The organism is Streptomyces sp. SX-6 (assembly GCF_059089585.1).
On sequence record NZ_JBTHHU010000026.1, the window covers coordinates 75,457 to 88,556 of the forward strand.

Annotated in this window: 12 protein-coding genes; 7 read left to right on the forward strand and 5 right to left on the reverse strand. The window is 71.3% G+C overall.

Annotated features, from left to right (window positions below; translation table 11 throughout):
- The first annotated feature begins 391 nt into the window (after positions 1-391).
- The gene (locus tag ACV530_RS26525) at positions 392-2,935 is read left to right on the forward strand and encodes a DUF4118 domain-containing protein (RefSeq protein WP_494335131.1); all 2,544 of its coding nucleotides are present in this window, start codon (positions 392-394) and stop codon (positions 2,933-2,935) included.
- Here ACV530_RS26525 and ACV530_RS26530 read toward each other — a convergent pair.
- The gene (locus ACV530_RS26530) at positions 2,886-3,209 is read right to left on the reverse strand and encodes a hypothetical protein (RefSeq protein WP_494335132.1); all 324 of its coding nucleotides are present in this window, start codon (positions 3,207-3,209) and stop codon (positions 2,886-2,888) included. The genes ACV530_RS26525 and ACV530_RS26530 overlap by 50 nt on opposite strands.
- A complete protein-coding gene (locus ACV530_RS26535) occupies positions 3,185-4,003 on the reverse strand; it encodes a hypothetical protein (protein WP_494335133.1) in 819 nt (272 codons plus the stop codon). Before ACV530_RS26535 ends, ACV530_RS26530 begins: the two co-directional genes overlap by 25 nt.
- A 201-nt stretch (positions 4,004-4,204) precedes the next feature.
- Between ACV530_RS26535 and ACV530_RS26540 the strand changes: the two genes are divergently transcribed.
- The 4 genes from ACV530_RS26540 to ACV530_RS26555 all read left to right on the forward strand — a co-directional run bounded on the left by ACV530_RS26540 (position 4,205) and on the right by ACV530_RS26555 (position 8,149).
- Complete coding sequence (locus tag ACV530_RS26540; protein ID WP_494335134.1) at positions 4,205-4,603, forward strand: hypothetical protein; 399 nt, start codon at positions 4,205-4,207, stop codon at positions 4,601-4,603.
- A complete protein-coding gene (locus ACV530_RS26545) occupies positions 4,600-6,354 on the forward strand; it encodes a hypothetical protein (RefSeq protein WP_494335135.1) in 1,755 nt (584 codons plus the stop codon). Before ACV530_RS26540 ends, ACV530_RS26545 begins: the two co-directional genes overlap by 4 nt.
- Positions 6,351-7,106 carry a hypothetical protein gene (locus ACV530_RS26550; RefSeq protein ID WP_494335136.1) on the forward strand — a complete coding sequence of 252 codons (756 nt, stop codon included), beginning with the start codon at positions 6,351-6,353 and terminating at the stop codon, positions 7,104-7,106. The genes ACV530_RS26545 and ACV530_RS26550 overlap by 4 nt, the downstream gene beginning before the upstream one ends.
- A gap of 272 nt (positions 7,107-7,378) precedes the next feature.
- Positions 7,379-8,149 (forward strand): MBL fold metallo-hydrolase, encoded by a 771-nt coding sequence (locus ACV530_RS26555; protein ID WP_494335137.1) that lies wholly within the window; start codon positions 7,379-7,381, stop codon positions 8,147-8,149.
- Here ACV530_RS26555 and ACV530_RS26560 read toward each other — a convergent pair.
- Positions 8,146-8,466, reverse strand: a complete 321-nt coding sequence (locus ACV530_RS26560; protein ID WP_494335138.1) for a nucleoside triphosphate pyrophosphohydrolase family protein — start codon at positions 8,464-8,466, stop codon at positions 8,146-8,148. The genes ACV530_RS26555 and ACV530_RS26560 overlap by 4 nt on opposite strands.
- 180 nt (positions 8,467-8,646) lie before the next feature.
- Here ACV530_RS26560 and ACV530_RS26565 point away from each other — a divergent pair, with 180 nt between their 5' ends.
- Complete coding sequence (locus ACV530_RS26565; protein ID WP_494335139.1) at positions 8,647-9,888, forward strand: MFS transporter; 1,242 nt, start codon at positions 8,647-8,649, stop codon at positions 9,886-9,888.
- Positions 9,889-9,951: 63 nt separating this feature from the next.
- Here ACV530_RS26565 and ACV530_RS26570 read toward each other — a convergent pair whose 3' ends face one another.
- A complete protein-coding gene (locus tag ACV530_RS26570; protein WP_494335140.1) occupies positions 9,952-10,692 on the reverse strand; it encodes a hypothetical protein in 741 nt (246 codons plus the stop codon).
- Positions 10,693-10,961: 269 nt separating this feature from the next.
- On the opposite strand from ACV530_RS26570, the gene ACV530_RS26575 reads away from it, so the two are divergent.
- Entirely contained in the window at positions 10,962-12,314 is a 1,353-nt protein-coding gene (locus ACV530_RS26575) for an NsdA family TPR-like regulatory protein (protein ID WP_494335141.1), read from the forward strand.
- Positions 12,315-12,570: 256 nt separating this feature from the next.
- On the opposite strand, the gene ACV530_RS26580 is transcribed toward ACV530_RS26575, so the two are convergent.
- Complete coding sequence (locus ACV530_RS26580) at positions 12,571-13,074, reverse strand: NUDIX domain-containing protein (protein ID WP_494335142.1); 504 nt, start codon at positions 13,072-13,074, stop codon at positions 12,571-12,573.
- Between the last annotated feature and the right edge of the window lie 26 nt (positions 13,075-13,100).

Consider the following 13,100-nt stretch of genomic DNA (forward strand, 5'->3'; position numbering starts at 1 on the left):
TGCCGTTGTCCGTGACGGGCAGCCATACGCGTCCGCGGGCGATGTGCGCCAGGTCGTTGACGCGGATGCCGGTGCCGTCGGTCTTCACCACCGGAGGTGGCGAGAATTCGATGGCGCGATAAAAGGCGAGCCGGGATGGCCGGAAACAGCGTCCCTTCGGCAACACGGAATCCCCCCGTTCACGAGCGCACGAGAATTTCGGACTTCACGCGCCGGATTCCCGCGAAAACCGTGGGAGATCGGTGGGAGATCATACGTCCGCCGAGGTGAGGGCGCTGTGACGTGCTTCATGCGCGCTCTGCGGAACCGACCCCCGAGATCGATGTGCTGTGCAGCTTCCCTGTAGGGTCGGTGGACCTGACACCAGCTCACGCCGTATGAGGACGGGGCCATGGCACGCGGCACATTACGGATCTACCTCGGTGCGGCACCCGGCGTGGGCAAGACGTACGCCATGCTCGCCGAAGCGCACCGGCGCCTCGAGCGGGGAACCGATGCCGTCGTCGGCCTCGTCGAGCACCACGACCGCCCGCGCACCCGGGCGCTGCTGGCGGGGCTCGAGACGGTGCCGCGTCGCGTGCTGGAGCACCGCGGTGCCACGTTCGCCGAGATGGACGTGGACGCCGTACTCGCGCGCGGCCCGGAGGTCGCCCTGGTGGACGAGCTAGCGCACACCAACGTCCCCGGTTCCCGCAACACCAAGCGGTGGCAGGATGTCGAGGAACTCCTCGCGGCCGGCATAGACGTCGTCTCGGCCGTCAACATCCAGCACCTGGAATCACTGGGCGATGTCGTCGAATCCATCACCGGTGTCCGGCAGCAGGAGACTGTCCCCGACGAAGTGGTGCGCCGCGCCGACCAGATCGAACTGGTCGACATGTCGCCTCAGGCCCTGCGCCGCCGCATGGCCCACGGCAATATCTACCGGCATGTCGATGCCGCCCTGTCCAACTACTTCCGGCCGGGCAATCTCACCGCCCTGCGGGAGCTGGCCCTGCTGTGGACTGCCGACCGGGTCGACGAATACCTTCAGAAATACCGTGCCGATCACCGAATTTCCTCCACCTGGCAGGCCCGGGAACGCATTGTCGTCGGCCTCACCGGCGGCCCCGAGGGCAGCACCCTGATTCGCCGCGCGGCCCGGATCGCCGCCAAGGGGGCGGGCAGCGAGGTTCTCGCCGTCTTCATCTCCCGCAGCGACGGCCTGAATTCCGGATCGCCGTCGCCCGGAGAGCTCGAGGCGCAGCGGAAGCTCGTCGAAAACCTCGGCGGCTCCTTTCACCAGGTCGTCGGGGACGACATTCCCACCGCCCTGCTCGAATTCGCCCGCGGGGTCAACGCCTCGCAGATCGTGCTCGGTTCCAGCCGCCGCAGGGCGTGGCAGTACATCTTCGGGCCGGGCGTCGGCGCCACCGTGGCCCGTGAGTCCGGCCCCGACCTCGACGTGCACATCGTCACCCACGAAGGGGTCGGCCGGGGGCGCGGACTGCCGGTGGCCCGCGGGGCCCGGCTCGGCAGGACACGCATCCTCATGGGCTGGGCCGTCGGCTGCGGAGGCCCGGCACTGCTGACGCCGCTGCTCACCCAGTGGCAGACGGGGCTGGGGCTCTCCAACGACATGCTGCTCTTCCTCGCCCTGATCGTCGCCGCGGCGCTGCTGGGCGGGATGGCCCCCGCGCTGGCGTCGGCGGCGTTCGGCTCCCTGCTGCTCAACTACTTCTTCGCCCCGCCGTACCACCGCTGGCTCATCAACAACCCGCGCAACATCGTCGCCATCGTGGTCTTCGCCGCGGTGGCGGTCTCGGTGGCCTCCGTCGTCGACCTCGCCGCCCGGCGTACGCACCAGGCCGCCCGGCTGCGCGCCGAGACGGAGCTCCTCTCGCTGCTCGCGGCCGGCGTGCTGCGCGGCGAGACCTCGCTGGACGCCCTGCTGGAACGGGCCCGCGAGACCTTCGCCATGGACTCGGTCGCCTTGCTGGAGCGCACCTCCGAGCACACGCCGTGGACCTGTGCCGGGAGCGTCGGGCCGGACCCGATCGCCTGCCCCGAGGACGCCGACGTGGACGTGCCGCTCGGCGACACGATGTCGCTGGCCCTGACCGGGCGCGTACTGCCCGTCGAGGACCGTCGGCTGCTGTCGGCGTTCGCCGCCCAGGCCGCCGTGATCCTCGACCGCAGGCGGCTGCTCGGCGAGGCGGAGCAGGCCCGCGAACTCGCCGAGGGCAACCGCATCCGCACCGCCCTGCTCGCCGCCGTCTCGCACGACCTGCGCACCCCGCTCGCCGCCATCAAGGCGGCCGTGTCGAGCCTGCGTTCCGACGAGGTGGTGTGGTCGCCCGAGGACAAGGCCGAACTGCTCTCCGGCGTCGAAGGGGGAGCGGACCGGCTCGACCACCTCGTCGGCAACCTGCTGGACATGTCACGGCTGCAGAGCGGAACGCTCAGCCTGCTGATGCGGGAGGTCGACCTCGACGAGGTGGTGCCGCCGGCGCTGGGCGGCGTGCCGCCCGGGTCGGTGAGCGTGGACGTCCCCGAACACCTGCCGATGGTCGTCGCCGACCCGGGGCTGCTCGAGCGGGTGCTCGCCAACCTCGTGGAGAACGCCGTCAAGTACAGCCCCGCGGGCGAGCGGGTCCTGGTGGCGGCCGGTGCCGTCGGCGGCCGCTTCGAGGTACGCGTCACCGACCGCGGACCCGGAGTGCCCGAGCCCGCCAAGGAGCGCATCTTCGAACCCTTCCGGCGCGGGGACGCGCCGCGCGGCGTCGGCGTGGGCCTCGGCCTCGCCGTGGCCCGGGGCTTCGCCGAGGCCATGGGCGGCACCCTCGTCGCCGAGGACACCCCGGGCGGCGGGCTGACGATGGTGCTGACCCTGCGGGTGGCGGGCGTCACCGTCCCGCGTCGCCGCACGCCGGACGGTTCGTCAGCACGCGCTTGATCACCGCCTCGGTGGTGTCCAGCGCGACCGAGAGATCGGCCCGCAGCTGTGCGGGGAGGGCGCCGCTGCCCAGCCCGCACGCCTCCACCGCCGCGGTGAGGTCCCGTAGCCGGTCCGCCGTCAACAGCGCGGCGCAGCCTTCGTGTTCCAGGAGGTCGCGCGCCGCGTAGCCGTCGCGGGACTCCACGGTCCGGCGGATCAGTTCGTCGGCGATGCCGTCGACGGAATCGCCGACGGCGTCGAGGACCGTCAGGCCCAGGCGGGTGCCGAACACCGTGAGGCGCGGCTCCGGTTCGACCTCCCGGTACCGGTCGAGCGCGGCCGCGGCGAGGGACGGGCCGCCGGGTGCCCGGCGGCGGCGTGGCACAGCACGGTCAGGCACGCGGTCACGGCGTGCTCCCACGGCTCGCCGTCGGCGGTGTCCTCGAGCAGCGTGAGCGCGCCGTCCGCGTCGCCCGCCGTGATGCGGGCGATCACCGCCACCTGGCGCCCGTCGAACATCCGCGGGCCGACGCCGCCGCGGCGGCGGAGATGGGCGTACGCCTCCCGCCACCGGCCCGCACCGGTCAGGGCCCGGGTGCCGTCGGCCAGGTGGACGGTCCACAGCCAGTGCCGCAGCGCACGGTGCTCCGCCGCCGACGCGGCCAGGCCCGCGAGCGGGACCGGGACCCCGCCGACGACCGTGTCCGTACGGGCGGCCACGGCTTCGTACAGGCCGTCCAGCAGCCGGAAGGCGGCGTCGCCGGAACCGTCACGGATGAGCAGGCGCGCGAGATTGACCAGGGGCTCGAGGGCGTGACGCGCGCTGCGCGCGTCGAGAGGACGGGCGCTCAAGTGCGCGTCGGCGTGCCGCCGGCACCACTCCCGGGCCGGCTCCGGCAGCCCGCAGTCCGAGGCCAGCAGAGCGGCCTGGTTGTGGACGACCGAGGCCTTCGCGATGTCGTCCTCCCGGTCGGCCGAGCGGGCGAGCGCGCAGAGCCCGGCGACACGGTCCGCCAGGGGAGTGCAGGCCGGGCGGGGACGGGGGACGAGCGGAAAACGCCGCGCTATGGGTCCGGTGGGGTCCATGTGATCGACTCTAACGTCCATGACCGGGGCTTCTGCTGGGCATGCTGTCCTCGAGGGTGGTACACCCCAACACAAGCGGCAAATGGTGCTGTTGCGCATGACAGTCATGCTTATGGTGAAGCTTCGTTGCATTGGCCACTACAAGGGACAGGCCCGACAGTACGTGAGGGAAGGGGCGGGTCTGAGTCCGGGGGTGGGTTCATGCGTGTCGGGCTGCGGGATCGGATGCGGCTGACGCGGGCGGTGGTGCGCCATCGCCGGTGCAAGGCAGGGGTGTTGGCGGCACTGCTCGACGGCGGGCCGCTGCCGTGCGGCGAGGTACGGGCGACGGCGGCGGACGCCGCCCGCGCGGCGCGGGTGGCCCAGCGGATGGTGTGCGGTTTCACGAACCAGTTCAAGGAGGCGGCTCTGACAGCGGTGGCGTTGCGTGAACTGGGCCATGACGCGGCCCTGGTGGTGGGCGCGGAGCCCGTACCGGACGGCGGGGAACGGCGGTTGTGCGCCTGGGTGGAGGCCGGCGGCGGCGTGGTGTCCACCGCGCTGCCCGTCGAGACGTTCTGCGTGCCGCTGGCCCGCTACCCGGAGAGGACGGCCCGATGATGTGCACCCACGCGGGGCGGATCACCGGCTTCGTCGGCTACTTCCGCTCCTGCGGTGTGACGGTCAGTCAACTCAGGGCGTGCGGCTGCCGCGTGCCCGTCACCGGGCGCGTGGAGCTGTCGGCCTTCACGGACCAGCCCGAGCTCACCCGTACCTGGTGCAACCCGGCCACCCGCACTGTGGGCCGGGAGGCCCTCGCCCAATTCCCCGTGTTCTACTCCGAGACCGGTGACGGGGTGCGCTTCTCCACCGACGTGCGCACCGCCGTGAGCGGCGGCGCACGGCCGTACGGCCCCGGCGTGGCGGCGCTGCTGACCGGCACCGCGCCGCCGTCGCCGCTGACCCCCTGGCGGGGCGTCCTCCGGCTCCCGGCCGGAGCCGAACTGTCCTGGTCCGACGGCAGCGTACGGATCCGGCTGCACGAGACCGACCTGCGCGAGCTGCCGTCCGGCACCGGTATCCGCGAGGCCCTCGCCCACGCGCTGGCCACGACCGCGGGCGGGCAACTGGCCGTCTCCGGCGGGCCGGGCTCGCTCGCGCTCGCACAGGTCGCGGTCGAGGAGGGGATGCTGCTGACCGCTGTGCACGCCCACCTCGACCTGCCCGTGCTCGACCGGCGTCGGCAGCGGATCGGCGCCGTGCTGCCGCGCTGCGAGGTCACCGACGCGACGGCCGCGTGGCACGCCCGGCGTGACCAGAACCCGCCGCCGCTGCCCTCGGACTGCGACCCCTGGGCCGCCTTCCTCACCGCCCGCGCGGGCGGACTGGCACCGGTCAGCGGTGCCGGCATGACCCGGCTGCTCTCCCCGCCTCCCGCCCTCCGGCGGTCCTGGCTGCGCACGGGCTGGCGCAGGCTGACCGACGTCCGGCCCGCCGCGGGCCTCACCGGACTGCCCGCGCGCCGCGCTTGGTTCCCGCCTGATGTTCCCGCTTTGCCGCGGGAGGGCCTGCTGGGGCCCGGCGCGCTGGCGGCGGCGTACGAGGCCGCCACCGCACGCACCGCCGGTCACCTGGTCCCCGGCACGGGCCGCGCCGCCGTCCGCGCCCGCATCGCCGCGATCTGCGGGCTGCTCGACGAGTGCGCGTGGGCGCCGAAGGCGCTGCTGCCCGTGCTGCACCCCGCCGTGGTCGGCGCCGTCCTCGCGACGGCACGCCGCCGTCCGGGGCGGTCGCTGCTGGACGGACTCCTGCCGACCGGCAGCCGGTCGCTCGATCCGCCGGTGACGGGCAAGGAACGGCTGTTCGCGGCGGCGTGGTCGGCGGCCGGGCTGGCCGAACGGCCCGGCCGGGACGCCCTGTTGGGCGCCCTGGTCGGCGGCGACTGGGTCCGTCCCGACGCCCTCGCCACCGCCCTGGCCACCCCCGGCGGGCGGCTGCGCAACGCCCTCGAGCTCCACCGCCTCCGCGCGGCCTCGGCGGCGTGGCCCGGCGTCTTCCACCAGAACGGCATGTCCCCGGAACCCGCCCCCGACGCCGCCGCCCCCGCCTCCGACCTGCCCGACGGACTCGCGGCACGACTGCGGAACGGCGACGGACTCGCCGTTCACCCCCTGCCGTTCGGCGGCGTCATGGTCGTCGACCGCGCCGGCCTGGCCGCCGTCGAACTCGACCCGTCCGCCGCGGAACTCCTCCGCAACAACGGCCCGAACGGCGCCCAAGGGCTCTCGGAACGGATCCGCGACCGCCTCGCCGCGGGCATCGCCGAAGGCTGGCTGCTGCCTGCCGGGGCGGCTCGGGGAGGTGACCGATGACGATCCTGTCGGCCGTATGCGCCGTGCTCGCCGCGGTGGCGGTGGGACTGCCCGCGTACGACGCCGCCGCCAAGCTGCTGGAGCGGCCGCGCACCCGGCTGAGCCGTCCGCTGCACGGCCGCGCGGTACGGCTCACCGACCCCGTCCCGGTGGTGGCCGCCGAGGCCGCGGTCGTGCTGCTGGCGGTCACGCCGGTCAGCGTCCGGCTGCGGTGCGGGGTGGTCGCGGCACAGTATCTCGCCTGCGCGGTGGCCGTGTTGGCCCTGCGGGGGCGTACTGTGCTCGCATCGGTGTGCGTCGGCGCGAGCGCGGTGCTCGGTGCGACCGCCGCCCTCGAGCCGGTGCCGGTCCGGACCGCCTCCCTGGCCGCGGCCGATGCGGCGCTGACCGGCGTGGCCGTGGCGGCCGGCCTGTGGTGGCCCCGGGCACGGGCCGTGCGCCGGGCGACCGATCCGGCGAGGATCCCGCTGATCGAGCGCATCGTTGTCTTCGGGGCCGCCGACTGCCCGCATTCCACGGGGCTTTGGACACACCGGTATCAGCTCATCGCGCTGTGCGCCCGGCCGGTCGAGTTCTGCCTGGTCGACCGGCTGCCGGGTGGCTCACCGGCCGAGCGGGCCGCCTGGGCGGAGGCGGGTGGGGCCGTGCCGGCGGTGGTCGGCTACCGGGCCGACGGGCGGCGTGTGTACGGGCCTGTGTTCGGTACGCGGCCGATCCGCGAGCTGTTGGGGGCGGTCGTCAGGGCCGAGTGAGCTCGCGTGTGGGCGGCGTGGTGCAGTTCGGCGCGGTAGCGGCGGCTGAACTCGGCGCATTCCGCCGGGTTGTGGCCGTACCAGGTGCGGAGCCGGATCGAAGAGGGGACGCACGCGGATCGCTGACCCGGGCGGTGGCCGCAGGAACAGCACCAGCGTGGGGCCGGAGGGCAGTTGAGAGGAGGCGTCGTTGTGCAGGGCGGAAGCGGACATGCCCGTCCGGACGAAGAATTGCCAATACCTGTGGATCACGCGCTCTATAGACTCGCCGGATGATCAATGGTCTTCTCCGCCTCACCGTCCTGGGGTGTGCGACGCCCTATGCAAGCGTCGACAACCCGTGCTCGGGCTATCTGGTGTCCAGCGGCGAGACCCGGGTCTGGATGGACGCGGGCAGCGGGACGTTGGCGCAGTTGCAGCGGCATGTGCGGCTCGATGAGGTGGACGCGATCTGGATCTCACACCTGCATGCCGATCACAGCGCGGACCTGCTCACCGCCTATTACGCGGCGCTCTTCGCGGACATTCAGCTCGCTGCGCCCATCCCCCTGTACGGGCCGCCAGGCATTGCCGACCGGCTGGCACACTTCCTGACCAACAGCCCGATGCGCAGCGCGGTCGAGTCCGCCTTCGCCGTTCACGAGCTGCATGACGGGCATCAGGCGCGCGTCGGCGCACTCACCATGACCAGCCGTGCAGTGGAGCACGGCATCCCGGCCTTCGCTGTGCGCATGGAGACCGAGGGCCGATCGCTGGTCTACTCCGGGGACACGGCACCGTGCGCGAACCTCACGCGACTGGCCGACAGATGCGATCTGTTGCTGTGCGAGGCCGAGAGCACCCAGGCACCGGGCGAGGGCGATCGGGTGCACCACACGCCGGAAGACACCGGCGACACTGCTGCCTCGGCCCGGGCGAGCCGGTTGATCGTCACCCATGTCGGCCGTTTTCTCACCCCACAGCAGGCGGTGGCACGAGCCTCGGCCCGGTTCGACGGTCCCGTCGACTATGCCGCACCTGGTGCCACTTTCTCGGTTGGCTAGGTGTTCTGTCCCTCGGGGTCGTGTACCCGGGTGAGAACTCCCCTGTCGTCAGGGACGTAGACGCGCCCGCGATTCTTGGTGATCTTGCGCTCGATCTCGGTTTGCAGGTCGGTGCCGGTCATCTCGGCAAGGGCTGCGAGGTAGAGGAAGGCGTCGGCCAGTTCCTCGCCGAAATCGGGGAGGTGCTTGCGCCAGGCGGTGAATGCCTCCCCCACCTCAGCGTTGAGCAGGCCGAACTCCAGTGGTACGTCACTGGTGTTGAACCCCTTTTCGATCTTGTTGTCCCAGGCGAGCTTCTGAGCTGAGCGGATGTCCACGAGTCCTCCGGCGCAGTGATACAGATGCTGCCGGAGCCTAGCGAGAGGCGTGTGGCTCCCGTTGGATGGGGGTGAGCGGCACGGCGGTACCAGGCCGACACAGCGGTGCGGCTCCTCTGCCTGAGCGAGGAGTCGCCGAACATGCTTCTTGATGTTCGATGCGCCCCTACAGTCGCGCGGGTGAGCTACGTGAGTCTGCTGCGGCAGCGTCCGGTCCTCGTGCTGTGGCTCGCCGAGACGCTGTCCGTCTTCGGTGACCGTTTCTTCACCCTCGCCTTGGCGTGGACGGCCTGGCGCAGATCCGGGGCGGTGGCCATGGGCCTGGTCGTGGTGCTCGAATCAGTGCCTCACCTGCTGATCGGCACCTTCGGCCGGAAACTGGTCGCTAAGACCGCCGGGTTCCGGGTCCTGGCCGTCATCGAGGCGGTGCAGATCGCAGTGGTAGGGGCGATGCCGTGGCTGTGGCAGTCGACCGGTCTGGGCGGCGTCCTGGCAGTGATCCTCGTGATCGGCACCTGCGACGCGCTGACCGGCCCGAGCCTGTCAGCCCTGGTGCCCGGGCTGGTGCCTGGCGAACGGGTCCGGCAGGTAACGGGGTTGATGGACATCTCCAACCGGCTGACCTGGTTCCTCGGCCCTGGCTCAGCCGCCGTGCTGCTGGCCTTCCTTGCCGCCGAGGACCTGTTCCTCGTCGACGCCGCCACCTTCGCCGTCTCTGCGGCTGCTTTCGCCTGGCTCGGTCGTGCGGTGCCGCAGGCCGCCCGGATCACTGCTCCGGAGTCCGGCGGGGCGGCGAAGCCGACTGAGGTGAAGGCGCTCGCCGTGCTGCGGGCCCGGCCGGTGATCACGGGCGCCTTCGTCCTCAGCGCGGTCGGGGAGTTCTTCCAGACCGTGGTGTCCATCGGGCTCCCCATCTTGCTGACCGAGCGCCTGCACGCGGGGCCGGGGTCCTATGCCTTGGCGCTGTCGGCGATGGGGGTCGGCTCGGTGGCGGGAAACCTGCTCGCGGGCAACACCAAGGTGGCCGCCCGGTTCCCGGGTGGGTTCTGCGCGGTGTGGGCAGTGCGGGGGCTGCTGCTGGCGGCGATCGCAGCAAGCCGCGGCCTGACAGAACTGGTGGTCCTGGCCGGGATCGGGAGTGTGCTGATGCCGGTGACGTCGATCGGGCTGAACGCGAAGATCGCGGCGCTGGACGGGCCGGAGCGATTGCGGATGTTCAGCGTGTACTCAGTGAAGCTGCATGTGGCGAGCATGGGCAGCATGCTGGTCCTGCCCGCGTTGCTTCAGGGGGCGCCGAAGATGTCTTTCGTCCTGGGCGGCGCGGCGACCGCCGGAACCGCCCTGGTGGTATGGGCGGTGCTGACGGTCGTCGACCGTCGGACGAAGAACCCCGGCCGCGAGGCGGAGCTTGTCCGCACCTGATCCCGCGCCCCCGAGAACGGCAGGGGCCGGGAACAACGTCCCGGCCCCTGCTGCTGGTTGTGATCACCGGCGGTCCATGGCCGCGACGCGGTCCATCCACTCGGTCTTCATCTCGCCCAGCTCTGTGCGGAACCGGTCGAGATCAGTGCCGTAAGCCAGGACGCAGCCGCCCCTCATGTCGGCGGCCGCCTGGCATCCGTGGACGAGCCGGCCGCCGAGCGCGGCGTGGGCGAGTACGGATTCCCGGCGGCGGGTCTCGTTGAACCACGAGCCGTGATAGAGCTCGTCGATCTTCTTCCCCTCATCCTCGGTGAAGCCGTAGACCACTGAGGTGGCGACGGGGAAGAACCAGCACGGCCCGACGTTGGCCAGGTGGCCGTCTTCGTTGACTCGGTTCAGGGACATGATCGTGGTCGCCTCGCGCAGGGCCTTCAGCTCCCGCTCGGTGACGTCCAGGTTGCCGACGCCGACGTACTCGTCGCGGAACAGGTACGCGGCAACCTGGTAGGCCGTGGCCAGGACCTCGGCCGGGTCGGTGGTGGGCTTGCCGTGGGCCTGGACGAACTCCAGGGCCCGCTGCTCGATGGCCTGTTCGCTCGTCTCGGTGGTGCTCAGGAGCTCGGAGCGGACGAGGTCCCAGTCGACCAGGAGCCAGCCGGGGTTCTCGTAGCGGAAGAAGTACTGGCCGGGGTTGATGGTGATGGTCCGGCCGGTGACGGTGATGCCGTCGATGCGGTTCCACGTCTCGGTGAACGCCTCGGGCAGTTCGACGGAGAACGTCCGGTGTGCGGTTGCGGTCTTCATGACGCGCCTCCAACGATTCCGGTGTGGAGGCACCCCGATGGTGCGGGGTGCCGCTGGGGGCCGTCCCGTCCAACGGGGAGTGCAGGCTCTGCGGGCGGGTCGGCTGCCCCCAGGACACCGCCGACGCACGGGGTGCCGGAAGCCGTTTGAGGGTGCCGGGCGTTGCTGCTGGGTTGCCGACCGTTGCCTTCCTCCTGGTTGCCCTGTTCCCGACCGCGCGAGCGTGGCAGCACACTGGGGCCGTCCCCTGGCCGGGAGGTGGTGCACCCATGGGTCCGGTGCTCGAACGCCATCCGCTCCATACGCTTCTCATCCGCGAGCACACCACCGCCGCCGCCTACCTCAAACGGGTCGCCGACCGGCACCAGGCCCTGGGCTACGGGCAGATGGCCCACCGCAAAGAGAAGTTCTCCCGCTGGATCAGTGGCACCGAGCCGGAGCTGACCGCCCAGCTCGCCATGGCCGACCTGCACAGCATCGACCCGGAGGAAGTCCACCGGCGTGGCTGGCCTCACTGGATCCTCCTTGCCCTGCGTGACGACTGTTCCGTATGGGAGTTGCCGTGGACGGCGGCGGGTACGGTGGAAGCACTGGAGCAAGCGGGAGGGGGTTCCGTGGACCGACGCGGCTTCGTCATCGCCTCACTGGGTACGCTCGCGGCCAGCGGCGCCCACTGGGCCGCCACCACCCCCGCCGCTGTCGCTGCCACCCACGGGCGCCGCGTTGGCCCCGAGGCGGCCGCGCTGTTCGAGACCCGCCTGCACACTCTGCGGCACTTGGACGACGCCGTCGGCTCCACCCACGCCTACGACGCCGCCATCGCCGAGTTACGGCTGATTACGGGGGTGCTCACCACCAGCACCTACACCGACGCCACCGGTCGGCGCCTGTACGCGGCCGCTGCCGAAGCCTGCCGCCTTGCCGGATGGTGCGCGTACGACAGCGGGCGCCTGGCGGACGCCGAGAAACGCTTCACCGCCTCGCTGCGGGCCGCCGCGACCGGTGGCGACGCCACCCTGGGCGCGAGCACGCTCGCGTTCTGGGCCAACCTCCGCTACAGCGCGAACGACCCCTACGGCGCCCTCGGCCTCGTCGAGCGCGCCCTGGAAGCCCGGCACAAGATCACCTCGGGCCGGGTACTGGCCATGCTCCACGCCCGCCAGGCCCGCGCCCACTCCAAGGCCGGTGAACACACTGCCGCCTACCGAGCCATCGACGCGGCATTCACCGCCTACGACCGCGCCGGGCCCGCCCAGCGTGACCTGCCCTCGATGTACTGGATGACCCACGGCGAGGTCCACGAAGTTGCCGCCTCCTGCGCGCTCTCCCTCGGCGAACCCGCCCGCGCGCTTGAGCACTTCGGCGCCGCCTTGCGGCACGAGGACCCGTATGACACCCACACCGAGGCCCGCGGCGCAGGGATCTATCTCGCCCGCCAGGCCGAAGCCCACCTCGCCCTCGGCGACATCGACGCCGCCGTCTCCGTCGCCGAGCAGGCCATCGACCAGTTCGGCGGCGCCGACTCCGCCCGCAGCACCAGCACCCTGGCCGACCTGCGTGGCCAGCTCGCCGCCCACCGCACCGCCCGGCCCGTAGCCGATTTCCTCGACCTCACCGCATAGCGCTAGCCACCGCAATCGAGGGAATCGGCTGGCACATCCACGACGAGAGCCAACTCCGCCGACAGCCACCACGCCGCTCCGGCGAGATCTACCGTCGTGAATTGCCTGACACTGCCGTGGAGTTCCAACCAGCTCGCCTACTCGGCCCGATGGTTCCGGGTCAGTGCAGTGTCCGCAGTTCGGGCACCTGCAAACTAGGGGACTCGATGCCTGGAACCGAGTCCCCTCCTCCAGTCGTTCACCCAGCCTGAGGGGGTCAGCCCTCGCAACGGACGTACCTTGGGACTCCTCCATCAAGAGCTGCGAGCGCAGCGACGAATCGGCGAGAGAGGCGGGGGTTCAGTAAACGCTCCGCTCTGCTGGCAGGGAAGAAGGCAAGCCCGGACAGCTCTCCGTCGCTTGGACGGAGGCTCCCGGCCGTCTCCTCATCAAGCACCCCGCCATCGAATATAAAGGCCAGTTGGTCGTCCCACGGGCCGTGAGGAGCAACCCAGTCCACGACAAGTAGCCTCTGGATCTCTACCGTCAAGTTCAGTTCTTCTTTGAGTTCTCGAAAAGCTGCGAGATCAGGGGGCTCGTTGGCTTCGGCCATACCCCCCGGGGAGGTCCCAACCAGGCTTGTAGTTTGGGTCAACCAGCAGGAATTTACCGGAGGGTTGCGTAGTAAGACGTCAGCGCCTACGCGCTTACGGGCCTGCTTGGCGTTACCTTCGGCCAAATATGCATTCCAAGCTTCAGGGTCTGAGGGAGTTGGCTTCATCCGAGAGAGTCCTTGCTGTGCGGTGG

What these genes read in the sequence shown, in the direction of transcription:
- ACV530_RS26545 (WP_494335135.1), top strand. Translation starts at nt 4,600, where the DNA reads ATGATGTGCACCCACGCGGGGCGGATCACCGGCTTCGTCGGCTACTTC.
- ACV530_RS26580 (WP_494335142.1), bottom strand. Translation starts at nt 13,074, where the DNA reads ATGAAGCCAACTCCCTCAGACCCTGAAGCTTGGAATGCATATTTGGCC.
- ACV530_RS26535 (WP_494335133.1), bottom strand. Translation starts at nt 4,003, where the DNA reads ATGGACCCCACCGGACCCATAGCGCGGCGTTTTCCGCTCGTCCCCCGT.
- ACV530_RS26555 (WP_494335137.1), top strand. Translation starts at nt 7,379, where the DNA reads ATGATCAATGGTCTTCTCCGCCTCACCGTCCTGGGGTGTGCGACGCCC.
- ACV530_RS26540 (WP_494335134.1), top strand. Translation starts at nt 4,205, where the DNA reads ATGCGTGTCGGGCTGCGGGATCGGATGCGGCTGACGCGGGCGGTGGTG.
- ACV530_RS26575 (WP_494335141.1), top strand. Translation starts at nt 10,962, where the DNA reads ATGGGTCCGGTGCTCGAACGCCATCCGCTCCATACGCTTCTCATCCGC.
- ACV530_RS26570 (WP_494335140.1), bottom strand. Translation starts at nt 10,692, where the DNA reads ATGAAGACCGCAACCGCACACCGGACGTTCTCCGTCGAACTGCCCGAG.
- ACV530_RS26525 (WP_494335131.1), top strand. Translation starts at nt 392, where the DNA reads ATGGCACGCGGCACATTACGGATCTACCTCGGTGCGGCACCCGGCGTG.
- ACV530_RS26550 (WP_494335136.1), top strand. Translation starts at nt 6,351, where the DNA reads ATGACGATCCTGTCGGCCGTATGCGCCGTGCTCGCCGCGGTGGCGGTG.